Origin of the sequence: Luminiphilus sp. nBUS_07, assembly GCF_051201685.1 — a bacterium.
Taxonomy (GTDB): Bacteria; Pseudomonadota; Gammaproteobacteria; order Pseudomonadales; family Halieaceae; genus Luminiphilus.
This window is the reverse complement of sequence record NZ_CP179213.1, coordinates 829,094-851,545: the sequence shown is the minus strand read 5'-3', so window position 1 is coordinate 851,545 and position 22,452 is coordinate 829,094. Positions and strand designations below refer to the sequence as shown.

At 51.7% G+C, this 22,452-nt stretch carries 22 protein-coding genes; 1 reads left to right on the top strand and 21 read right to left on the bottom strand.

What is annotated here, in order from left to right; translation table 11 throughout:
• Positions 1-14 precede the first annotated feature (14 nt).
• The 7 genes from ACMAZB_RS03850 to ACMAZB_RS03820 all read right to left on the bottom strand — a co-directional run bounded on the left by ACMAZB_RS03850 (position 15) and on the right by ACMAZB_RS03820 (position 7,395).
• Positions 15-812 (bottom strand): hypothetical protein, encoded by a 798-nt coding sequence (locus ACMAZB_RS03850; protein ID WP_435219475.1) that lies wholly within the window; start codon positions 810-812, stop codon positions 15-17.
• Positions 813-1,179: 367 nt separating this feature from the next.
• Entirely contained in the window at positions 1,180-1,794 is a 615-nt protein-coding gene (locus tag ACMAZB_RS03845) for an antitermination protein NusG (protein WP_435219474.1), read from the bottom strand.
• A 247-nt stretch (positions 1,795-2,041) separates the two neighbouring features.
• The gene (locus ACMAZB_RS03840; protein WP_435219473.1) at positions 2,042-2,587 is read right to left on the bottom strand and encodes an NnrU family protein; all 546 of its coding nucleotides are present in this window, start codon (positions 2,585-2,587) and stop codon (positions 2,042-2,044) included.
• 529 nt (positions 2,588-3,116) lie between these two features.
• Positions 3,117-4,760: a chaperonin GroEL gene (gene groL / locus ACMAZB_RS03835; RefSeq protein ID WP_435214601.1), complete on the bottom strand. Its 1,644-nt coding sequence runs from the start codon at positions 4,758-4,760 to the stop codon at positions 3,117-3,119.
• A gap of 35 nt (positions 4,761-4,795) precedes the next feature.
• Positions 4,796-5,086: a co-chaperone GroES gene (locus ACMAZB_RS03830; protein WP_007233725.1), complete on the bottom strand. Its 291-nt coding sequence runs from the start codon at positions 5,084-5,086 to the stop codon at positions 4,796-4,798.
• A gap of 381 nt (positions 5,087-5,467) precedes the next feature.
• Positions 5,468-5,971: an FxsA family protein gene (locus tag ACMAZB_RS03825; RefSeq protein WP_435219472.1), complete on the bottom strand. Its 504-nt coding sequence runs from the start codon at positions 5,969-5,971 to the stop codon at positions 5,468-5,470.
• 116 nt (positions 5,972-6,087) lie between these two features.
• The gene (locus ACMAZB_RS03820; protein WP_435219471.1) at positions 6,088-7,395 is read right to left on the bottom strand and encodes an AmpG family muropeptide MFS transporter; all 1,308 of its coding nucleotides are present in this window, start codon (positions 7,393-7,395) and stop codon (positions 6,088-6,090) included.
• A 62-nt stretch (positions 7,396-7,457) separates the two neighbouring features.
• On the opposite strand from ACMAZB_RS03820, the gene ACMAZB_RS03815 reads away from it, so the two are divergent.
• On the top strand, positions 7,458-8,351 hold the full coding sequence (locus ACMAZB_RS03815; protein ID WP_435219470.1) for a sulfotransferase: 894 nt from the start codon (positions 7,458-7,460) through the stop codon (positions 8,349-8,351).
• Positions 8,352-8,544: 193 nt separating this feature from the next.
• Here ACMAZB_RS03815 and ACMAZB_RS03810 read toward each other — a convergent pair whose 3' ends face one another.
• The 14 genes from ACMAZB_RS03810 to ACMAZB_RS03745 form a co-directional block, all read right to left on the bottom strand.
• Positions 8,545-9,483, bottom strand: coding sequence for a peptidylprolyl isomerase (locus tag ACMAZB_RS03810; RefSeq protein WP_435219469.1), 939 nt, complete (start codon positions 9,481-9,483; stop codon positions 8,545-8,547).
• 75 nt (positions 9,484-9,558) lie between these two features.
• Positions 9,559-11,379, bottom strand: coding sequence for a hypothetical protein (locus ACMAZB_RS03805; protein WP_435219468.1), 1,821 nt, complete (start codon positions 11,377-11,379; stop codon positions 9,559-9,561).
• 95 nt (positions 11,380-11,474) lie between these two features.
• Entirely contained in the window at positions 11,475-11,951 is a 477-nt protein-coding gene (locus ACMAZB_RS03800) for a hypothetical protein (protein WP_435219467.1), read from the bottom strand.
• 11 nt (positions 11,952-11,962) lie between these two features.
• Entirely contained in the window at positions 11,963-14,197 is a 2,235-nt protein-coding gene (gene gspD / locus ACMAZB_RS03795; protein ID WP_435219466.1) for a type II secretion system secretin GspD, read from the bottom strand.
• Between the two features lie 301 nt (positions 14,198-14,498).
• Entirely contained in the window at positions 14,499-15,044 is a 546-nt protein-coding gene (locus ACMAZB_RS03790; RefSeq protein WP_435219465.1) for a hypothetical protein, read from the bottom strand.
• 101 nt (positions 15,045-15,145) lie between these two features.
• On the bottom strand, positions 15,146-15,712 hold the full coding sequence (gspM, locus tag ACMAZB_RS03785) for a type II secretion system protein GspM (protein WP_435219464.1): 567 nt from the start codon (positions 15,710-15,712) through the stop codon (positions 15,146-15,148).
• Positions 15,709-16,722, bottom strand: a complete 1,014-nt coding sequence (locus ACMAZB_RS03780) for a PilN domain-containing protein (protein ID WP_435219463.1) — start codon at positions 16,720-16,722, stop codon at positions 15,709-15,711. The genes gspM and ACMAZB_RS03780 overlap by 4 nt, the downstream gene beginning before the upstream one ends.
• A gap of 4 nt (positions 16,723-16,726) precedes the next feature.
• Positions 16,727-17,560 (bottom strand): hypothetical protein, encoded by an 834-nt coding sequence (locus ACMAZB_RS03775; protein WP_435219462.1) that lies wholly within the window; start codon positions 17,558-17,560, stop codon positions 16,727-16,729.
• Positions 17,557-18,162 (bottom strand): PulJ/GspJ family protein, encoded by a 606-nt coding sequence (locus ACMAZB_RS03770; RefSeq protein WP_435220056.1) that lies wholly within the window; start codon positions 18,160-18,162, stop codon positions 17,557-17,559. Before ACMAZB_RS03770 ends, ACMAZB_RS03775 begins: the two co-directional genes overlap by 4 nt.
• Positions 18,162-18,566 (bottom strand): type II secretion system protein, encoded by a 405-nt coding sequence (locus tag ACMAZB_RS03765; protein WP_435219461.1) that lies wholly within the window; start codon positions 18,564-18,566, stop codon positions 18,162-18,164. The genes ACMAZB_RS03770 and ACMAZB_RS03765 overlap by 1 nt, the downstream gene beginning before the upstream one ends.
• Positions 18,559-19,035, bottom strand: coding sequence for a pilus assembly FimT family protein (locus ACMAZB_RS03760; protein WP_435220055.1), 477 nt, complete (start codon positions 19,033-19,035; stop codon positions 18,559-18,561). Before ACMAZB_RS03760 ends, ACMAZB_RS03765 begins: the two co-directional genes overlap by 8 nt.
• Positions 19,001-19,429 carry a type II secretion system major pseudopilin GspG gene (gspG, locus tag ACMAZB_RS03755; protein WP_435219460.1) on the bottom strand — a complete coding sequence of 143 codons (429 nt, stop codon included), beginning with the start codon at positions 19,427-19,429 and terminating at the stop codon, positions 19,001-19,003. The genes ACMAZB_RS03760 and gspG overlap by 35 nt, the downstream gene beginning before the upstream one ends.
• Positions 19,430-19,473: 44 nt before the next feature.
• On the bottom strand, positions 19,474-20,664 hold the full coding sequence (locus ACMAZB_RS03750) for a type II secretion system F family protein (protein WP_435219459.1): 1,191 nt from the start codon (positions 20,662-20,664) through the stop codon (positions 19,474-19,476).
• Positions 20,664-22,412, bottom strand: coding sequence for a GspE/PulE family protein (locus ACMAZB_RS03745; RefSeq protein ID WP_435219458.1), 1,749 nt, complete (start codon positions 22,410-22,412; stop codon positions 20,664-20,666). The genes ACMAZB_RS03750 and ACMAZB_RS03745 overlap by 1 nt, the downstream gene beginning before the upstream one ends.
• Between the last annotated feature and the right edge of the window lie 40 nt (positions 22,413-22,452).

Below are 22,452 nucleotides of genomic sequence, written 5' to 3'. Positions count from 1 at the left end.
TTAAAAAAATGTATTCAGGGGGTGCCGGGTATTGGACTGCCCGTTGAAATTGCTGGCTGGCTGTTGCGAAGCTGATCTTCAAGTCGGCTGATACTGGCATTAACTTGCCGCCGAAAAGCGTTAATCGACTCGATCCATTCCTCGTTAGACGTGACGCGCTGCTTCATGGCAGCTCTATCAAGATTTGCCTTGTTAACGTTGTCTGCAAGTCGCTCAAGATTCGCCTGAGCGTCCATAGCTGTTTTAGACAAGCGCTCGAGGTCTCCGGCCACACGTTTGAGAGCTGTCATGTCAGCACTGAGAGACGTCAGGTCAGTATTCATGGCCGCCACCGACTTACCCTGTCCCGACACCAGCGTTTGCAACTTTCCTACATCGGTTTGTATCACCGCCGAAGCTTTTTCCAATTTTGCGACTTTGTTGTCCATTTCACGACGCCGCTGCTCCAGCCGTCGCGTCTCCTTATCGACCACATTTAATTGCGCACCCAATGCGGCAGCCGACTTTTCGACGCTCTCATCGGTATCAGACAGTAGCGCTTCTAGATCCGCCACTCGCCCTGCCACCACGGCACCATCTGAGACAGACTTATCCAACAACTGCTGCAACTGCCAGGCCCAAGCGCAGGAAACCGCCGCCACGACTAAAGCTATTGTCAGCACCAACCGCGCTAAAAGTCCCATACCGGCGCTGGCTGCGGTAGGTCTATTGCTCCGTCCTGGAACAGCGTCGCGAGGGGCACTAGATACCCCTTCGTCGCGAGACGCTGCAAAGGAGGGAATATTTGAATCTGGCAAATCATCACGCCCCATGTTGAAACTCTGTCGTTTAAAAAGAGGGAGTATATCGCGACAACGCCTAGGCTTCAGCGGGAACATCACAGAGATTTCAGGGATCAGCCGTTGTCTGTCATTTTTTTGGGTAGCGGCTAAGCCTAGGACCTTCAGCATAACGAAATGAGTACGCACGAACTTCAGGAGCAAGGCCGCCAATTGGAAAGGCCGCCCGCCAAGAGGCATGGGCAATGAGCCTATCCTAATGCCAAGATCACCACTGAAGATTGATAAAACCAATCGAAAACAGGGTTGGCCATCACCTCAGGGGCCTTAATGCGACAGGGAAAGGTAACACCCACAAAAAAGCAGCCCAAAGGGCTGCTTTTTTCGAGCGATACAGTGCTTATACGTAGTTGAGTAAGCCAAAAATCACTAGGGCTAGGGCGAGTGAACAATGAACAACGCCAACCACCGACTTCATGGGGCCTTGTCCACCAAACAGAGCATTTGCCTCTAAGAGCACAATCAAACCCATAGCGGCATAAAGCCCTGTGTCGGTACCACCTAGTGCCAGCTTACCTGAGCCCAGCATACCCAGTAGCATCGGGCCTGAGAGCAGAGTATTGGTTCGGCTGGCAAGGCCAGCCTTGGCAGCTGCTGCGGGTCCGTCACCTTCCTTCATACCCAGCACAATTTGCTGCTTGGGCCAAATGATGAGCCAGACATTCAAAAACATCAGTGTACCCGCCAGGGCGCCCATCCAGATCGCGGGCATGGTAACGCCAAAGGCGCCCAACTTATGAAACAGATAAGCACCGGTTAGAAAAGTGATCAGTGCGCCCCATCGAAACCACCACAACGCTCTGGGCGCCAATTTGGCCATCGCATCGGCCTTGGCACTCGCCTCTGCCTCTTTGAAGTACTCGGTCTGAACAAAGTTGAAGTAATACAACATACCAATCCAGACAATGCCGGCTAACACATGGAAGTAGTAGCCGAGGAAATGGAGTTCATTCATGGGTTGTTCTCCTGTTTGTTCGTTTCAAGGCAGATAAAAATTACCAAATGCGAGATTTGGAGTTGGGTAATTATAAGGGGCACTGCGTGAAGTTGCTACGGCCAATAACAACATCTAAAGAAATGTAGTGTGTCACTGATGGGTCAAAGAGACAGGCCCAAAAACGTTGGTAGGCGTTAAGCAGGCGAGCTAAAAGAAGCTCACCATGTTTGCTGCCCCTTCAACGCTGAGGCAGCGCAGATGACAGTTATCCAAATACCGGATAACCCATATAAATATGGATAAAGGCGACCCCACCGAAAGCAAGTACCGCTGAAAGTGCTGTCATCACCTCTTTACCGGCGGAGGTTTGTACCGACAGTGCCGGTTTCCCATCTTGCTTATTAATCAGAATTACGCTGACAACGGCCCACACTAACAAGCCTCCAAAAAGCACCATTGAAGCGCTATCACCATTGACCAAAAGGTGCCCGATAGACCAGCTCTTAATAGCCGTTAACTGGGGATGTCGAATGCTGCCAGTAATCCAGCTCTTGGTAGCTGCTGCAACCATCAAGTAAATCGCTAGTAACATCAGGATGTTGTTAATGCCAACGCTTTGCGGGTTGCGTCCCCAATAAAAATCCGTTTCCGCGTGGGAATAACCTAGGTACATGAGCACCATGGACGCGAGAATCGCAATGCTCATGATCCCTCGACCGGCGCTACCCATAGCAGCTCGTGCATTAGGCGCAACCCGTTTCAATAAATGCGCGGCGGACCAAAGTAATACACCAGCGACTAGAAGAAGCATTTGAGAATCTCTGTATTTATTATTTGCCTGACAGCATAGCTAAAAAGTTGGATCACAGGGAACCTCATTCTCAAACACTTCACATCATGGCCGTGACCAGCAAAAGTCAACTCACTGCAACAGCGACAGCAGAGCATGATCAGCGCTACATCTGTGCGTTGGCTTTGGTCATACCTTAAAAGCAGAATTCGTCGAGGGGTCCCACAATTAAGCTCAGGCCATTGGCTTATGAGCTTGTTAAAGAACTGGGTTGCTGGGTTGTTGGGTTGTTGGGTTGTTGGGTTGTTGGGTTGTTGGGTTGTTGGGTTGTTGGGTTGTTGGGTTGTTGGGTTGTTGGGTTGTTGGGTTGTTAACAATGTTAGCGCCAGCATCAGCCACCACACTGCTCATTGGACTGCGATAAAAATCTCCGCACTCTGGGTGTAGGCATCTACTCAGGCACCAACCATGCCCCTTAAGCACCACTAGTGTCATTCTTCACAGCAAAAAAAACCCGGCCGGAGCCGGGTTCTTACACCGCAAACGGTGCTTACATCATACCGCCCATGCCGCCCATGCCGCCCATATCGGGCATAGCAGGAGCACCAGCGTCATCTTTAGGAGAGTCAGCAATCATCACTTCAGTAGTGATCATGAGACCAGCAACAGAACCTGCCGCCTGAAGGGCTGTACGCGTTACTTTGGCGGGATCCAAGATTCCCATGGCAATCATGTCGCCATATTCACCCGTAGCCGCGTTGTAACCGACATTACCTTCAGCCTGACGAACCTTATCGAGAACGACTGACGCTTCGTCACCGGCATTGGCAACGATCTGACGAAGAGGACCTTCCATGGCCCGCAGCGCCGCTGCGATACCGATGTTTTGGTCTTCGTTGTCTCCAGTTAAGCCTTCGATCTGGCCGATAGCTCGCACCAGAGCAACGCCACCGCCAGCAACAACGCCTTCTTCAACGGCTGCGCGGGTTGCATGTAATGCATCTTCCACACGAGCCTTCTTCTCTTTCATTTCGATCTCAGTCGCCGCACCAACCTTGATGACAGCAACGCCGCCGGCAAGCTTAGCAACACGCTCTTGCAGCTTCTCGCGATCGTAGTCTGAGCTGGTGTTTTCGATTTGGACACGAATCTCATTGACGCGGGCTTTAATGGCTTCACCATCACCGGCACCGTCGACGATTGTCGAGTTATCTTTGTCCATCGTGATGCGCTTAGCTGTGCCGAGATGCTCAAGGGATGCATTCTCAAGATCGAGACCCACTTCCTCGGAGATAACAGTTCCGCCAGTAAGGATCGCAATGTCCTGCAGCATAGCTTTACGACGATCTCCAAAACCTGGTGCCTTACAGGCCGCCACTTTAACGATACCGCGCATGTTGTTCACAACGAGGGTCGCCAGCGCTTCACCTTCTACGTCTTCAGCAACGATAACCAGAGGCTTAGAAGCCTTGGCGACCTGCTCAAGAACGGGCAGCAATTCACGAATGTTAGAGATCTTCTTGTCAACCAACAGGATGAAGGGGTCGTCGACCTCTGCCTGCATATTTTCCTGGTTGTTGATGAAGTAAGGAGACAGGTAACCGCGGTCGAACTGCATGCCCTCTACCACGTCGAGCTCGTTCTCGAGGCCTGAGCCTTCCTCGACAGTAATAACGCCTTCCTTACCAACTTTCTCCATGGCTTCGGCAATGATTTGGCCTACCGAGTCATCGCTGTTGGCAGAGATCGTGCCTACCTGAGCGATAGCCTTGTTGTCTTCGCAAGGCGTACTCATGCCCTGCACTGCTATGACAGCAGCGGCTACAGCTTTGTCGATGCCACGCTTCAGATCCATTGGGTTCATACCCGCAGCGACGGCTTTGAGGCCTTCGTTGACAATAGATTGAGCCAAAACCGTAGCTGTGGTGGTGCCGTCACCGGCTGCGTCAGACGCTTGTGAAGCGACTTCCTTCACCATCTGAGCACCCATGTTTTCGAATCGATCCTTGAGCTCAATTTCCTTGGCCACAGAAACACCGTCTTTAGTGACAGTGGGAGCACCAAATGATTTCTCAAGAATGACGTTGCGGCCCTTAGGGCCCAGAGTCGCCTTTACGGCATCGGCGAGTATATTCACACCGTCAAGCATTTGCCTGCGGGCGGAATCGCCAAAATGTACGTCTTTACCTGCCATGTCTAATTCCTTTCTCTCAAATTCGTGTTTAGCGTTTATTCAACGACGGCGAAGATTTCGCTCTCGGCCATGAGGATTAGCTCCTCACCGTCGATCTCGACCTTGTTACTGCCGGCATATTGACCAAACACAACCTTGTCACCGACCTTCACAGCCAGAGCGCGTTGCTCACCGTTATCCAGCACCTTGCCATCACCTACGGCGACGACTTCACCTTCATTGGGCTTTTCTTGGGCAGAACCGGGTAGCACGATGCCACCTGCACTGGTTGCCTCTTCTTCCTTGCGACGAATGACCACGCGGTCATACAACGGACGGATGTTCATGGGTTGATCTCCACAAGTTGACGATATCGTTATCTAGGACCCACAGCGGGCCTCTGTCTCATATGTGGGGGCTAGAAAAGGGATTTCAAGGTCTTTTTTAGCACTCTAGCAAAAAGAGTGCTAAAAATAGGAGGGTAGTAGTTGATCAGATTTCCTTATCTAAAACAATGGCTTATGCGATTTCTCAGGAAAAATCCACCCTGCACCTTCAATAAAAGGTACTCGTTTAGACCTAAATATGGAAAAAGCGGCCCACTAAAGCCCGCGACAATGAACAATCAGGTTGTGGATTGCGAGCTCGGCTAAAGGCCCGCCCAAACTACTCAAGGCCTATCCTTTGAATTGTCACCAAAATAACGCTGCATTTGCGTGCAACAAATTTCATTGATCGCGTTGGCTATCATCTTCTGACTTGTCGATTACATTGTGTCGCCCTGAATCTGGCGAAATATCCTGATAATCGCCTTCTAAAATCTCAGACGATTGAAACTTTGAATCATCACCGGGCATCGACGACGCATGCCAACCCGAGGCGTCTGCCTGAGACACAACCTTGCCCAAAAAAAGTCGAGCCAACAAACGTCGCAACGGCCCTATCAATACGACAACGGCGAAGAAGTCAGACAATAGACCGGGAATCATGAGAAGCAATGCCGCCACGGCGACAGATAAATCGTCTACGAACAAGCTTTGCTGCAGCACCCCACTTTGCTGAGCCTCTCTCAGCCACAGCACACTCGCAGTACCCACGCGCTTTAACAACGCGGCACCCAGCATAAACATCGCCAAAACCCACAGCAACGGCACGATTGCACGGGTCTCAATACCCAGCTGAATAAGACTTAGTAGCTCGAGCCACGGGTAGAAGAGCAGCAGCAGACGCATGAAGGGTTCCTCTTTTTTGCAGACACCTTTACAAAGATGTCTTTTTCAAAATGTATGGTTAAAAAATAGCGCCTTTAAGGTTGCTTCTTCAGCGCCCGCTTTTCAGCACCCACCTTTCAACTATTGTGGTCGGAATTTTTGGCGGCAGACAAGGAGCCAGTTGCCGATTCCGAGATTGACCGAGACCACGGCGCAACCCAAAACAAGAGCAACATGCCGGGCACAGCCAGTCCAGTACACACAAAAAAGAAGGGAACCCAGCCAATGTGCTCAACAATCACTCCTGTCGTCGAATTAGCAAGGCTGCGCGGCAATGCCGCTAAAGCCGTAAACAAGGCAAATTGCGTCGCCGCAAAGGTCTTACTCGACTCTCGTGCTATAAAAGCGGTGAAGGCAGCCGTACCTAGTCCCACACCAAGATACTCAAACCCAATCACCGCAGCGAGAATCCAGAGTATAGGTCCCACGCTCGCCAACCATGCGTAGCCCAAAATGCTGGCCATTTGCACAGCCCCAAAAAGCCACAGCGCACGGTTGATGCCTAAGCGGATCATGAGCAAGCCACCCAAGAGGCCACCAATAATGGCAGGCCAGAGTGCTGCATTTTTGGCCACCAAACCAATCTCGGTCTTGGAAAAACCCAAATCTAAATAAAAGGGCGTTGAGAGTGCCGTCGCCATATTGTCGCCCAGCTTATAAAGCACCATGAAGGCGAGGGCGAGAACAAAGCTCTGCCAACCTCGGCGATGAACGTACTCTAAAAAGGGTTCGAGTACCGCCGTTCGCAAATTTGTCACGGGGCGTGTCTCCCTAATGGGTTCCCTGACGCCCAGAGACAGCAGCACCCCAACCCCCATAAAAGCCGCGGTAATCCAAAACACTTGGGACCAAGGTAGATTATCGGCCAGTATCAAAGACAGTGAACCGGGAATCAAACTGGAAATTCGATACGCCTGCACATGCACTGAATTACCAAAACCCAGCTCTTCGTCGGGTAAAAGCTCGCGGCGATAGGCATCGATAGCCACATCCTGAGTGGCACTGAGTACGGCAATGATGACAGCCAGCGTCGCCACCCAAGCTGTTTGAGTTAGAGGGTTGATACTTCCCAACAGACCGATCGTCACGATCAAAGCGACTTGAGCCAGCAGCATCCACCCTCGACGCAGGCCTAGCGGCAACTTCACGCGATCCATTAGCGGCGCCCACAAAAACTTCCAGGTGTAGGGCAATCCGACAAGGGCAAACAGCCCAATCTCAGCCAGCGATACCCCAGAATCCCGAAGCCACGCAGGAACCAATTGAATCAACAGGTATAGAGGCATACCTGAGGCAAATCCAGTAAACACACAAATCAGCATTCGCCGATTAAAGATGGCTGCCCAAGTTCTGTTTGCTGGTTGCGGTGTGTTATTCGTAGACATGCATTTCCAAGAAAGCGCCTGTAGACCCCATCTATATCTGTCGCTGGGGTATTATGCACGGCATGAGTGTATCTGATAGAAATTTATTCATTAACAGCCCCATAGTCTCTGAGGCGGCACCGATAGTAATTGGCGGCATTGGCGGCAGTGGCACTCGGGTCGTTACCCAACTGCTTCAGACTTTAGGCTTTAATATGGGATCAGACCTCAACGAATCATTAGATGATTTGGGGTTTACCGCGTTATTCAAACGGCCGAGCTTATGGCCCCTAAAGAGCCATCAAATTCAACTTGAGCAGGCGCTGCGGATTTATCTCAACGCTAGGGGGCAACTATACGCAAGGGAAAGCACCTCAAATATGGAGCCTGACTTTGACACAACATTGAACGCGATACGAAGTGAAGGCTCATGGATAGAGGCTGGAAACCTCGAGGATCGCCTGACGGCCTTGTGCTCGTCACAGACTGCAACAAGCTCTTTGTGGGGGTGGAAGGAGCCCAATACGCACTTATTTTTGCCTTTTCTATTGGCTGCCATGCCCCAACTTAAATACATACACGTCGTCCGTCACGGCCTGGACATGGCGCATAGTCGCAATCAAACTCAGCTTAAAGTTTGGGGAAAACAATTACTCAACCGAACCATAAGCGTCGATTCACCCGACGACTCGCTGGCTTTTTGGTGTGCCACTCAAGAGCGCGTGATGGGTATTAAGGCCCAAACACCCAGCAGAGTGCTTATTTTGCGTTTCGAAACTCTTTTTCAAGAGCCACAAGCTTCACTCGCTCGTCTTGGTAAGTTTCTGAAACTTGATGTAGAGGCACAGAGCGCGCAGCCCTTCCTCTCAAAAATTCAAAGACCCACGTCGTTCGGTCGTTATAAGAGCCACGCCAAGCTGGCAACGACCCCCCGCGTAAATCGTTTACTCACCAAACTTAACTATAGCGCGGACTAAAGCTAAAACTGTTGCCTACAACAATATTCAGCGCTTTAGTCCGGTTTGCCTTACTCAAACTTGCCAGTAATCCTCGTTCCAATGCTACTCAAAAAACCAGGGACTTGTCTGCGCCATGGCACAAGTGTGGAAGGTCATGCCTCCTCTTACTCATACGCGACTCGCTTTGTGCTTAATCACTGGGGTAATGGCCCTAGGAGTCGATTAACGGGCCTAGCAAGCTCTCTAAAGCTTGGTAGTCGATCTCCATCTCATCACCAGGGCCAAGCGACAAAAAATAGGCCTTGTAGGCATCTTGACGGAAACGCTGCTCTATCTCTTTAAGCAGAGCAGGTTTCGCCTCTTCAAAGGTGTACAAACGAGAAGGATTAACCTTCTCTAGCCGCATGATATGAAAACCAAACTGACTACGAACGATTTCACTAATGTCACCGGCTTCAGACAATGAAAAAGCCGTTTCTCGAAACGTTTCATCGACACCAACATCCTCCAAAGCAATAGGTCGACTAAGACGCCCACCCCGCTGCCGACTGCCCGGGTCTTGAGAAAATTCTGCAGCAAGATCAGAGAACGACTCGCCGGCGATTAATCGATCTCTCAAACGTGTCAACTCGGCTTGCTTTATTTCAACGTCACATTGTTCCGTGCATAAAAGCAGAATATGCGATAGCAACCGTGTTTCAGGCTTCCTTGCAATGTCTTTGCCTGTGGTCCGATAACGCTCCTCAGCAACGGCGTCAAAATTTGGTATTACCAGATCTCTTTGAAACAGCTTGCGATCGAACTCTCGTGCTAGCTCAAGAATTTTAAACTGTAATCTTAAGTAGTCGTCTTGGTCTGCGCCTTTATTAAGCGTCTCCAATTGACGAAAAATGCGCTTGGTTACAATAGCATTCGCCAATAGCTCGTATCGCGCAGCAGGATTGACTTTTACTTCTTGTTGAACACTCGGCGGCGCATATTTAACAATAAACGCTAATTCTTTAGCCCCAATGCTGAGCCCGTCATAAGCAGCAATAGCTGAATCATCCGAGGCAATTGAAGATAAAGTGACTAATGAAGTAAGGACAACGCATAGCACACCACCCACATACTTGCTTACACCTGAGACAAAATTAACTGAGCTATTCATCGCCTAGACACCATAAAAATTTCAAAAAAAAAGCCGACCCTCACGGGTCGGCTTTCGGTACTTTTTCGCTAGAGCTTAACGAGTAGACCCTGCAGAAGTAATGGTTGAGTGCTCAACCATACGACTGTAGTTACCCGCTTGGTCAGCGAAAGATCGCTCCCAAACAGCGAAACCAATTGCCATCGTATGACCGGCAACAGGCAGATCAGTGATTTCACCAAATCCATTTGTCGCGTTTGGATCTACGTCTTCATTGTCGTCAGGTGCGTCCGTACCAACAGACCACAGTCCTGGTGCAGCATTCAGAGGATCGATAGTGAGCTGAGCCCATCCACGATCACCACCATCTGGAGTTGCCACAACTTTCAGCCCGTACTCTTCGGATTGAAGTTCAGCAGAGCCAAGTACACCGTCAGAGTCCGCAGCACCAAAAACCAGAACGTTAACTTCACGGTTAAGGTAAGCAACCTCGGTTGGGTCTCCAGCGCTACCGCCTGGCGAGAACCCTAGACCATCTTGCGACACTGGATCGCTACCGTTCAAGCTTTGCTCTTCACGATCCCAGAGCAACAACCGTGAGTTTTCACCGGTATTGCTATCTGCAACGTTAGAAGCCAGAACCAGCGGCAACTCGTCGTCATCCAGCACACCAGCACTGCTGATGAAGCCAACTATGTCTGTAGCTTTCGCCTTAAACTTACAGGCTGTTGCCGCGGATGTGTATGAATCGTACAAGTCACAAATGGGGTTATTCATCGCGTACTGACCTGGAAGAGTAACAACCCAATCGGTCGCAACAGTACCGTCAGCAGTCTCAAACGCAGCCCAGTCATTGATCAATGCGTTAGTGTCGATTGCTGCTCGCAGCTCTTCGAACATAGCGCCACTACCAATGGGTGATAAAGGTTGCGCGCCAGCGGCTTGCCGTGCACCTACCGACGAAGGATAAGCACCGTAAGCTAGGTTAGGCAGTTCGAAGTTTAGTGGATCGTACTGAAGCTTACCCGCCGTACCAAAAGACAATGGCTGCTGGTTAGTGGCCATTGGGCCACCAGCAAAGCCTTCCACCATGAAAGCATTGTCTCCGGCTTCAAGACCACCTGATGAATCGGTAACGAAGTAAGACACCTTCAATGCCGCCGGGGCTGGTGTGCCAAGCACAGAAAGGTTGTAAGCAGCTATGGCCTTATCCGAGTCAGACTCTCCAGCACCAATATATGAGCCACCGAGAGCAATCGCGTCCGCAGAATCATTGCAAAGTTGACCAGCAGTGGCGGCAGCCACAGCAGTTGCACTACACACGCCTGAACTCAGCAGGCTAGAAGTGTGCACACCCCTAACCGACGGATTTGCAACGTTAGTAGGAGCCACTCGGTAAAAATGCTCTCGAACAAGCGCACAACTTGCTGGAACACCCGTTTTGCCATGCTCTGCAGCTACAGCCAGACCCATGTCTTCGTTCAACGGCTGTCCCATGGCAATGATTTCTACGTAACCTTCAGTTGCGCCTTCAGCGTAAGTGTCAGGCATTGAAGCACCACCTGCAGGAAACTCAGGAACTGTACAAGTTGTATCGTTGGTGGTGACCAAAACACCATTATCGCCACCCGCACCAATGTTGGCGGTCCACTCATCTCGAGGAGACATGACGATGTTGAAGTCCAGTGCGTCTTTTGAATCTGCACCACGACGCAGCCGTACTTTTACAACCTGCGTGCTATCGGTTGTGTTGATGATGTGCATACCCGTATTCTTACCGTCCAGAACGGTGTAGTACGGAATGATTGCCAAGTCACCAGCTTCTGACTTGGATACTTCTGTTGCGTTTACTGCGATCGACCCAGCAGCAATTGATGCCACCGCTGCTGCCAATCCGTACTGTTGAAACTGCTTCATAGGAGACTCCTAAAGTCTGTTTTTTTTTCACGTAAACCTAAGGTTCATTGTGCTAGCGCTACACTAGCTGCAGCCAGCTGTTAACACCACCAGTCCTACAAGCCCTCGTGATACCACCATGTTCCATTACTCCAAAGCCATGCTTCAGAAATAACTGCTGGCGTAGCCACGTTGGCCCGCGAAGCTGAAGACATAGTTTTGAGAGGCATGGACATGACCCCGACCCTCACACTCGCTACAGCTGCATTGCGATCATAGGCAACCACTTTGACCCCTGTCAACACTCGCTCAAGGTTTGAAAAGTACCGGCTACGGTACATTTCATAGCTAAACACCTCGCGATAGCTTGGAGAAAGGTATTGATACGCACACGCGTAGTCATTTCGCTCCAAACACCGCCAACGCTCGCTAACCCTTTGAATCAAAACATTATTTTCTGATCCAGCAAGATCTCTAGGGGCAGAACAACCTGCCATGACCCCTAAAATCAGCCCAAAAATCACTGATTTCAGTAACTTTGACGATTCAAAACCCTTCTTATTCCACTGAAAAGTCACAATTTTTACCAACATAAAAAAGTTAATTATTGCTCAATTAATTCGAAATTTCTGATTTGATCCCGCATTTCGTCGCTGGCCTGACGGAGCTCCTCATCGTTATACAACGCCCTAGGCGTGAGAATCACCAGCAGTTCAGTTCGGTCTCGGATCTTTTCTGTGGTGCCAAACAAGGGCCCAATAATCGGCGCCTTGTGTAACCAGGGCACACCATTTTCGTTATTAGAGGCGTTCTCCCGGATTAGACCGCCCAGGACAACTGACTCACCCGAGCGCACGGCTACCCGGCTTTCAATACTGCGCTCCAAAAAGCGTCGATTGCCGGTGACATCAATATTGCCAACGTCGGTCACAGTCTGAAGTACGTCCAAAGTCACCAAACCGCCCGCATTCACCGACGGGCGCACCGTTAACTGCACTCCAGTGTCTTTGTAACTAACGTTTTGAATGGTGTTACCGCCGGGGGCGATGGTTGAACCGCTATTGATGGGTACCTGATCTCCTACCTGAATCGTGGCTACATTATTATCAAGTACCATGACTGAAGGTGTGGAAATCACATTCACCAGTGATTCTGTGGCCAACGCTTTGAGTACCGCCACCACGCCGTTCCCACCCGAAACGGTATAACTAAACCCTTGAGCCAGCTGTGCCACGGCACCCTCAGCGCCGCCAAAGTTGAACTGACCGTCGGAAATCACACCAATACCAGAATAATCTGAGCCTCCTAGCTGGTTATTAAACGTCCATTCCAATCCGTACTTCAGCTGATCGTTTAACGTAACCTCCACAATACTCGCTTCAATTAACACTTGGGTTGGCGGTACGTCGAGCTTTTCGACGGCGGCTTTTATGGTTTTGTATTGCATGCCCGTGGAATAAATCATCAAGGAGTTGTTTTCTTCGTCTGCAACGACCCGAACCTCGGCGACTTCGTTGTTACCATCGCCGTTGCCAGCATCAAGCTGCAACGCCGACACCGTTGTACCGCCCCCGTTCCCGCCACGAGAGCCAGAACCGGTTCGACGGTTATTGTTGTTACCGTTGCGCCCTACCCCGCCTCGAGAGTTGCCCCCACCGATGCTCTCCTGATTCATGCCCGGCGCCGTATTGCGGTTATCTAAGGCTGAACGGCCACCGCCACTTTGCGAGCCTCCAGAATAAATACTGGTGAGCAGCATCGCCAAGCGACTGGCCGTGGTATTTTGCACGGGGTACACATACAAGCGTTTTTCGGCGCCATTCTCGGGTGCTCGATCTAATCGCTCAATCCAGATTTCCATCCTGTCGAGATAGTGTGCTCTTGGTGTAATTACCATCACACTGTTGAGGCGGACGAAGGGCATAACCCGAACGATATCAGTCAGCCCCCCAGCGCCCTCTTCGGCAGAGGCCTCTGTGAGCAACTGGTTTAGCGCTTCGACCAGCTCTTCGACGCCGCTGTATTGCAACGGAAAAAGCCCGACTGACATTCCTTCGAGCATGTCCACATCAAAAGTCTCGATAATTTCAAGCCATCCCGTGAGCTGGGCCTGGGTGCCCGCAAGCATTAACAGGTTGCGCGTATTGTCGACTCGTACAAAGGCTTTTTCTTCGGCCAGAGGCTTAAGGATTTCAGCCATACCCCCTGCACTGATGTACTGCAGCGGAACCACCATCGTAGAGTAGCCGGCAACCTGCTCGTCACGGCTGACAACGCGGGGCACCAACTGGGCCGCCGCCTGGGAGCTGCTTACAATAAAGCGGTTGTCTCGGCCTCGAATGAGCAACACATTGTTAGCTTTCAGTAAAGATTCAAGCACCGACAGCAACTGGTCACGCTCAATCGGCGTTCTAGTACGTAACGTTACCTCACCGGGAATGGGCCCATCGACCAGGTAATCGATGCCTAGAACGTCGGAGAGTATCGCGTGTGTAACCTCGCTCAAAGGCGCATTTTCAAAACTCAAAGCAACCGCGTCTCCGACAAAGCTGATCGGGTCCCTCGCCGGAGGCAAGCCGACAACCTGATCATTACCTCGGTATTTGATGGCTTCGGCATCCACCACTTCATCGGGCTCTATTTCCCCCTTCGCTAAGGACGATGCCGATTGGGCTAAGGGTTCGTCTGCGTCGATCGCTTTATTAGCGGGCGCTTTGGTGCTCATATCGGCGCATCCCATTACGGAAGCCACCAGCACCAGCAGAATTGAAGTGCTCACCGGGGAATTACGCAACCCCGGCACCCCTCGCTTTGTTGATGTCTTTTGTTTGTGTTCCATACTTACTATCTCTTGTTGGACGCTGCCTAACAGTGGCCAGTGGCGGTTAACCGTGATTTACCCTGGTCTCTAATAATTTTTAATCTTTGTAATCCTGTGTAATCATTTTTAAGTTGCCCTAACAGACTGATGATACAGAGGACGCGCTCTACGCTGCTTAATCATCACTGCAAAAGCTCTTCCCAAGCATTCGCAAGGTTATTGCGTTGCTTCATCATTCAAACTACCGCCGAACAGCATTGACGCAAATGACGATGTGCTAAGTACATATATCTGTCGCATGAACTTCCTTTTTTACTGTTCATTTCGATGAACCACCGAAAGTGAGGCCGCCACCGCCATCCTCCTCAGGGCTGTTTGCTTCAATGGATTCTTTTGCCAAGGAATTATTGGCTTTAGGCACCGCCACAATTTTCACGCTAGGCGCTGTCAGCTCCAAGGGGAGCACTGACTTTTTGCCGCCACTCACGAAGACCGCTGCACCGTCTTCATAATCACTGAACTTCCAGCCCTTTACCGACTGACCTTTACTGATCCGGCTAAACACGCCATCAACCGTAGCAATCAACCCCAAACCATCACCTGCACCGTAAACGCCCATGAGCACGACACCTTTGAGCTTTTTTGGGGCTTTGGGTTTGGGTTTCGCCACAACCTTCGGTGGCGGCACAAGAGGCCTGCGGCTCTGCCAAAACAAAGGTCGGCTCAAAATTTCTGCGGCCTGCTCCGCAGTGAGACCTGCGTCTAAGTTTAGCGCCTGCACTGCCAACGAGTCGGCCGAGGGAAACACGGGATCAGGCTCACTATTCGCCAGTGAACGCAAGCCACTGAACACTGCACTGGTCACAAATAAAGCCAGCAGCACAAGAACAGCTAGCTCGATTCGTCTTTCAGTTTTCAACGGATTTTGTTGAATCTGGTAACGAGTTATCCATGATTTTAGCCCTGTCACAACACAGACCTCAAAGATAGCAATTGCAGGGAAACGGTTAGCACCTGCGTTGCTGTCTCTTGTTTGCGACGTCGCCGATTGGGAAATGCGTCAAGTGACTCAACAAAGATAACAGGACGGAATTGATCCAGCTCGGACAGTCCTTGGTCTAACTGGGCTAGGGTGCCCCTAGCGACGATTTTCACGGCTACATAGTCAAATTGATCTCGTTTGCGCGGCCTCAAAACCTGGCTGTTGGTAATGTTCATACCCGCATTAGAGAGAATTCGACGAGCTTCGGCCTGCAAGGAAGCTGCAACCGCCTCGGCAGCAGAGCTTTCAGGGTAGATATGGTCTGCAACGACCGTGTTAACCCCTGCCAGAGATTGTTGAATTTGTTCCTCTTTCGCAATGAGCCCCTGCATCCTAGCCACACGGGGCTCAATGCTGCTAATTTCTTCGCGATATTCACCCCGGGTCGACAGCATGGCTCCCATCGCCACCGCAAATAAATATAACGGCACAGCGAAAGTGAGCATCACTAGTATGGCGCTGCGACGATGTACTTGCACCCACAGTCTCACGGCACCACCTTCAGCTGTATATCGAGAAAAAATTGCTCAAGACCTGTGTTGCCGACTCGACTGATCGCTTGAGGGGCGGTCACTTGCTTAAAAGCTGACTCTTCGGTCATCGCTTGCTGCAATGATGCTGCATCAGTGCCACGCCCACGCAACCGAATCGAACGCCCCTCTTGAGTGAACTGCGTCACATAGGCGGAGTCGGGCAACAACAGCGTAAGTCGGTGGATTTCTGGCTGCGGATTGGGCAAAAGCAAACTCAGTTTATTGAGCTCAACAATAGCCGCGTTCGTGGCGGCCAGCTGATCCCGCGACGCTATCGCACTACGCGCCTCCAATGAAGCCTCGTCGCGCAGCGCCTCTAACGCCGCCAGCTCCCGTCCTGACATGATGACGGACAGGCCAGCCATAAGTAAAAACACGCCGAGGCAGAGTGTGAGTAAGAGCCCAGATCGAATGATGCGACGACGATAATCAGCTTCTCGGGGCTCCTCGCCAAACCCCCGCAGCCTAACCCAGTGACTGCCAGTCTCTGCCCAAACCTCAGGCTCGCTGGGGTCAGTTAGGGTGAAGTGTTCACCGAGAAATCCCATGACGGCGGTGCGTGAAGCAATGACCAGATCAACGGTCAGCGTTCGTTTGTCTGCACCTCGAGTGATGCGCCAACCTGACGCAGTATCGTCAGCACTAAAAGGTGAACAAGCAGCAATCTCCAAATGCAGCGCAGCCTCGAGATCTGCCTCGGCAATAGAGGGAAGCGAAAGACTACGAGTTAAAACAAGGTCCTCGGGAATCGCATAGGCCTGAGAGAATGCACTTCCACCCTCAACCCGGGTACTCGCCTGATAACACGCCGATGTTCCGTCTGAGTGCCTAAGAGTGACCTGAGAATCTAAGGCACTGCGAACGGGAGAATCATCACCAAACAAGAAATCACGCCAAGCGAGAAGCCACAGCTGACCATAATCGCGGACATCAACCCCAAAAACCTCAAATTGATTTCTACTCGCCAAGGAGTCAGCCCCCCTTCACAACGGGACGCGCAGCTTCGGTGCGAACAAACCGCCAGGGCAGCATTGAGTAACCCCCCTCATCGAGGGTCGCCCAACGCCGACGCAGCCACTCTTTATCACCAATCTTCACTATTGCATCTATCCTTAAAGACTTTGCTGCATGTTGTGTCGGCCCTCGCACCGTTGGACCGTCACCTATCATTGCTGCTGTAAGCTCATTTAGCCTTGACTCCACGGTCTGGTCATCGCCCTGAAATCCTCCAGCGAGATCACCAACTGTGATGTAACTCCTCACCGCCTCATAAACACCCCGGGTCACCCCCGGCACTCTCAGTAAGTCTTCAGGACTGTGGAATGTGCCGCCTCTTCGCCCACCCACGCCATCGCGAAATTCTATCACGGCAGCTGCCAAGGCCGAGGGAGATCCTTCCCAAAAAATACCTTGCCGCTGAGCCTGAGACGCAGCCTCGTTAAACAGCAATCGCAGCCCCTGTAAGTCTTCGCTGCTTATGTTGACGAACACACCCGCCGGAATCATCCGCACTTCCACCGATCTTGGGCCAATCTGGTAATTTTGCAGGCGATCAGCCCCGGGTTGGCCGCTCGCTCGCATACCCTCCTGCTCTGCCAAGGCTAAATTGATGGCACCATCCCCAGCAGCGGCAGCCTGAGCCCTGAAGTAGTGTATTTGCGCCATCCGCGTATCAATTCTTGCCTCGGCAATAATGCCCGAAACCAACAGCGCCATACCCGCGATAAACCACACGACAATGCCTAGTGCTACGCCGCGCTGCTGCACAGGTGAGCGACCCAGGCAATTTTTATTGCGGGGGATCATCGCTGCACCGTCATTATGAGCTCTGGCCAAAATCGATCATTAGCCTTAATCACTAATTTCACATGACCCGGGGTCTCATCCTGAATGTTCGATTGAACCCACTTCGACTGAGCATCCATTCGGGTCCAGACCTCAAAATTCTGAAGGTTATCCAGCACTGTTCTTGAGGGTGCATTTGTCCAAACGCCGGGTTCAAACTGTCCGGCAGGTTCCTGCCATTGCAGCACCAGCTCGTCCTGCTGCCTCGCCAAGCGAAGAAAGTAGCTTCCACCGTAGGCCTCACCAAATAAAATTTTGGCACGCCACTCCAGACTCCCCTGAGTCACCTTAAAAAACGCCACAGGCCCCGCACTGCTCGCCGAGCCGCCAAAGGTCATTTCATCACCGCCACCACTTTCCGTTCCAACGACCGCGTTCTCCAACGCATCGCGAAGGAACGCACTCACGCTGCGCAACTCGTCGGTGCGATCGGTCATGCGATCAATGGTGCTGGCGGTATTACCCAGAGTTCGGTAGCCGCTGACCGTGGCCAGCATGATCAGGGAAAGAATCCCTAGGGCCACAATTACTTCAATTAATGTAAAACCCCGAGACTGCGGCATCACAACCGCGGCTCATCGGAGGGCAGCCCTTCAACTACTGAGTCCAGTCGAATGCGACGATCGCGCAATCCGTCTGCCCAACTGACAATGATCTCAATCTCCTGCAGAGCCCCTTCATCGAGCCCCGAGCGTCCTAGGGGGGCCGGGCGAGTAGCGACAGACCACTTGAAGCCCCCGGCGGTGACGCCGTTATCGCTAATACCTGACTTGGGTACCTGAACGTTATCGGCCAATAATGAACGGCCTAACTCGACGGCAAAGGCATAGCGCTCATCGGCACGAACATTACGGGTAGCACCCGACGCAGCGCTGTACAGGCCACCGAGGGCAATACCCAAAATTGAGATGGCAACCATCGCCTCCAACAGGGAAAAACCCTTTTGCTTGCGACGGTTATTAATCATCTTCGCGCCCAAAGTCGACGTCGACTCGGCCAACCAGCCAATCGACGGCAATTTTCACGGTGTAGCCGCCATCTCGAGCGATGTCGATACCACCGCCGCTAGCCCCGCCGTCGTGATAAAAACGAATAATTCCGAGGCCATTACGATTCACTTCTTTCGCCGAATGGGCAGCTATGTCGACATCACTGTCGAAATCAACTTGCGCCTCGGCAAATTGAATAAGCCCTTCCCTAGGTGAGATCACCACGTCCTGCTGCACTCCGCTAGCCACCGCCGCGTAGCGGGCAGAATTGAGTAAGGTTATTGTTTCGCGCACGGCTGCGCGAAACTGCACCGACTCATAAAAGCGTATGGACTGGGGCACAGCAACCGCCAAAACCAGCCCAACAACCGTGAGGGCTGCAACGATCTCAACCAGCGTAAAGCCGCGAGATTTAATCCCAGTTGTTGACGTCAGCGTCCTCACCATCACCACCCGGAGACCCATTTAGCCCGTAACTAAAAATATCGAGCTCAGCATTCTGTCCCGGGTACTTATAGTTGTACTCGCGCTTCCAGGGATCCTTAGGCACCTTACCACCTTTCAAATACGGTCCGTTCCAGCCCGTGGCATCACCGGGCTTTTTAACCAGTGCCTCCATCCCTTCGTTGGTCGAGGGAAACCGGCCCACATCAAGCTTGTACATTTCTAGCGCTTGCTCGAGATCGCGAATTTGAATTTTCGCTGTTTTAGATTTCGCTCCACCTAGCTGATTTAAAACCTGAGGTCCGACTAAGCTCACTAACAAACCTAATATTGCCAGAACGACCAAAAGCTCCATCAGGGTAAAACCACGCTGACGTTGATTGCGTTTTCTATACATTGTTATTCCTCTGTTTTGCAAACCCCAGTCTCAAACGCTTGTCGTTAAATAGCGAGATCGTTCACAGACAAGATACCCATCAAAATTGAGATGATAATGACCGCAATAATGGCGCCCATTGTTAAAATCAATAGCGGCTCGAGTAAGGTCAGCAGGCGCTTCACACCCGACGCCACGTGATCTTCAAACACGGAGGCGAGCTCCAGCATCATGTCGTCAAGCCGTCCCGATTCCTCACCAACCCGGGTCATCTGAATCACCATGGGCGTAAACATTTCAGTTTCGTCGAGTGCCACAGACATACGCTTACCGGCTTTAACGGCAGCAGGCAAAACGTTAAGGCCTTCTTTAAGCGGCACATTGCCCACCGTATCAATCGCTATTTGAATAGCCTTTAAGAGCGAAACCCCGTTGCCCAATAGCGTACCCACGGTACGAGCAAATTTGGCCATCTCATATTCGAAGGCAATAGTCCCTGCTATGGGCAGCGACAAAAGGCGTCCATCGATGGCGCTTTTGCCTGTGGGAGACACCGCCCAGCGCTGCACCACCAACACCAGCACAGCACCCAGCACCCCAACCAATAAGCCCCAGGCTTTGATGAATTCCGCCGCAGCAATAACCGCCTTAGTCATGCCGGGCAAAGCATCGCCCATGTCGTTAAATAACGTTTCAAACTGCGGCACGACAAATCCCAGCATGACCACCACTGAAATCACCGCCACAACCAATAGAATTGCCGGGTAAATAAGCGCCGAAACAATAGAGTCTCGAGTGGCTTTGGCACTTTCCAAGTGCTCCACAAGACGCTCAAGCACCGCTGAGAGCTGCCCACTTGCCTCTCCTGCTCTAACCATGCTGAGATAAAACGGACCGAAGATTTCGTCGTAGGGCTGCAGTGCTAACGACAACGACTTTCCGCCTTTGACCGCCTTTAACAAATCGGCGAGCACCGCTCGCATGCGCGGCTGCCCGTCCATGTCGATGAGCACTTTTAGGGCTCTGTCGAGAGGCAAACCCGCTCTTAGCAGCACCGACAGCTCGGTAGTCATAGACAAAACTTCTTGCCGAGTGGGAGGTTTGGTGTCGGCTTCGTCATCCCCCTCTACAATTTTTAGCGGTGTTAGACCTCGGGCACGCAGCTGACGGGTCGCAAGATCGAGGGCGTCTGCCTCAATAACACCCTGCTGAGCTTTACCGTCACGGCCCACCGCTTTGAAGGTAAAAGCTGGCATTAGGCGATGGCGTTCTCAGTACGTGAAGCTTTGATGATTGGCACAGAATCTAAGGCGTCATCATCACCGCTTTGGTCTTGGGTGACCCGCATAACCTCTTCCAATGAGGTCTGACCCTGCACCACCTTTCGCAGACCGTCTTCGTAAAGCGTGATCATGCCCTGGCGACGCGCGGCGCTATGCAAAATAGTGGCATCGGCACCCTCCATAATGACCCGATGCATCTCCTCATCCAGCAAAAAGAGCTCATGAATTGACGTCCGGCCAACATAGCCGGTGTGACCACACTGGTCGCAGCCTTTGGCCTGAAAAACTGTTTGCTGCCCATCTGAGAGAAATCGCTGAAGATTGTATTTGCGGATGGCGACCTCAGAAAGCTCTACCGATTCCTTGCAGCTGGAGCACAGCGTTCGAACAAGCCGTTGGGCTAATACGCCGTTTACCGATGAAGTAATTAGGTACCGCTCAACACCCATATCTTCGAGTCGCGTAATCGCACCTGCCGCCGTATTGGTGTGAAGTGTAGACAGCACTAAGTGGCCCGTTAGGGCCGATTGCACACCGATTTGGGCCGTCTCGGTATCGCGCATCTCGCCAATCATGATGATGTCGGGATCCTGACGCAAAATAGAACGCAGTGAGCGCGCAAAGGTAAGCTCAATCTGAGCCTGCACCTGAATTTGATTGACCCCCTCTAACTGATACTCAACGGGATCTTCCACAGTAATAATTTTTAGCCGCTCAGAGTCGAGGGATGCTAAGGACGCATAAAGCGTAGTTGTTTTACCCGAACCGGTAGGCCCAGTGACGAGCAGTACCCCATGAGGTTTGGCCAATAGGGTTTGATACCTTGCAAGAGTATCGTCAGAGAACCCCATATCAGAGAGGCTGAGACGAATACTTTCCCGATCGAGTACCCGCATGACGATGCTCTCGCCGTGAACCGTCGGAATAGTGGACACCCGCAAGTCTAGCTCGTGGCCTTTTACTCGCGTCATGATGCGACCATCTTGGGGCAAGCGTCGCTCAGCAATGTTCATTCCAGACAGCAGTTTTATGCGTGACGCAATCGCAGGCGCAAGATTGGCTCCGGGAGGATCAGGCTGTTCCTGCAGCACGCCGTCTACGCGATACCGCAGTTGGAGGCCCTCCTCAAAGGGCTCAATGTGAATATCTGATGCAGAAATATCCACGGCACGATGAATGATCTGATTCACCAAGCGAATGACGGGCGCCTCACTGGCAAGATCTTTCAGGTGCTCAATAAACTCGTCATCGCTCTGGCCCGAAAAGCGATCTCCAAAATCATCGTCTTCAGCGTCAGCGCTTGACTGATCACGAGCTTCCAGAGCTTTGGCAATATCTGTCTCGAGGCCAAATACCACGCTGACCCCTTTGTCCAAAGACATAGCCAACGCTTTTTTGAGATAGCTGTCTTGAGGTACTGAAGCGGCAAAGACCACCGAATCATCGGTGCGCTTCACGGGCACGACACCGTTAGACAACAAAAAGATTTCTGGAATTTCGGGTAGGCTGACCGGCTCATCAGGATAATCTGGTCCCAACAGCACAGGAATATCCAGCTGCTGAGATAAGGCCTGAATCATATCCAGCTCAGACACCAGGCCAAGTTTAATGAGCACCTGTCCGATTCGCTCGCCCATTTCCCGCTGAGCCAGCAAAGCACGATCGATATCGCGTTCCGATACCTTACCTGCCTCAATGAGTATCTCACCGATCTTTTTCATTGAAACCCCGATTTAGTGAGCACCTGCCGTTAACGCAGGC

Bases quoted from the DNA above. Each gene is read 5' to 3' on its own strand.
- groL (WP_435214601.1), bottom strand. From the start codon at position 4,760: ATGGCAGGTAAAGACGTACATTTTGGCGATTCCGCCCGCAGGCAAATG.
- ACMAZB_RS03830 (WP_007233725.1), bottom strand. From the start codon at position 5,086: ATGAACATCCGTCCGTTGTATGACCGCGTGGTCATTCGTCGCAAGGAA.
- ACMAZB_RS03840 (WP_435219473.1), bottom strand. From the start codon at position 2,587: ATGCTTCTTCTAGTCGCTGGTGTATTACTTTGGTCCGCCGCGCATTTA.
- ACMAZB_RS03805 (WP_435219468.1), bottom strand. From the start codon at position 11,379: ATGAAGCAGTTTCAACAGTACGGATTGGCAGCAGCGGTGGCATCAATT.
- ACMAZB_RS03820 (WP_435219471.1), bottom strand. From the start codon at position 7,395: ATGTCTACGAATAACACACCGCAACCAGCAAACAGAACTTGGGCAGCC.
- ACMAZB_RS03760 (WP_435220055.1), bottom strand. From the start codon at position 19,035: ATGGTGAGGACGCTGACGTCAACAACTGGGATTAAATCTCGCGGCTTT.
- ACMAZB_RS03745 (WP_435219458.1), bottom strand. From the start codon at position 22,412: ATGAAAAAGATCGGTGAGATACTCATTGAGGCAGGTAAGGTATCGGAA.
- ACMAZB_RS03850 (WP_435219475.1), bottom strand. From the start codon at position 812: ATGGGGCGTGATGATTTGCCAGATTCAAATATTCCCTCCTTTGCAGCG.
- ACMAZB_RS03810 (WP_435219469.1), bottom strand. From the start codon at position 9,483: ATGAATAGCTCAGTTAATTTTGTCTCAGGTGTAAGCAAGTATGTGGGT.
- ACMAZB_RS03775 (WP_435219462.1), bottom strand. From the start codon at position 17,560: ATGATCCCCCGCAATAAAAATTGCCTGGGTCGCTCACCTGTGCAGCAG.
- ACMAZB_RS03765 (WP_435219461.1), bottom strand. From the start codon at position 18,566: ATGATTAATAACCGTCGCAAGCAAAAGGGTTTTTCCCTGTTGGAGGCG.
- ACMAZB_RS03845 (WP_435219474.1), bottom strand. From the start codon at position 1,794: ATGAATGAACTCCATTTCCTCGGCTACTACTTCCATGTGTTAGCCGGC.
- ACMAZB_RS03770 (WP_435220056.1), bottom strand. From the start codon at position 18,162: ATGCCGCAGTCTCGGGGTTTTACATTAATTGAAGTAATTGTGGCCCTA.
- gspG (WP_435219460.1), bottom strand. From the start codon at position 19,429: ATGTATAGAAAACGCAATCAACGTCAGCGTGGTTTTACCCTGATGGAG.
- gspD (WP_435219466.1), bottom strand. From the start codon at position 14,197: ATGGAACACAAACAAAAGACATCAACAAAGCGAGGGGTGCCGGGGTTG.
- ACMAZB_RS03800 (WP_435219467.1), bottom strand. From the start codon at position 11,951: ATGTTGGTAAAAATTGTGACTTTTCAGTGGAATAAGAAGGGTTTTGAA.
- ACMAZB_RS03815 (WP_435219470.1), top strand. From the start codon at position 7,458: ATGAGTGTATCTGATAGAAATTTATTCATTAACAGCCCCATAGTCTCT.
- ACMAZB_RS03750 (WP_435219459.1), bottom strand. From the start codon at position 20,664: ATGCCAGCTTTTACCTTCAAAGCGGTGGGCCGTGACGGTAAAGCTCAG.
- ACMAZB_RS03825 (WP_435219472.1), bottom strand. From the start codon at position 5,971: ATGCGTCTGCTGCTGCTCTTCTACCCGTGGCTCGAGCTACTAAGTCTT.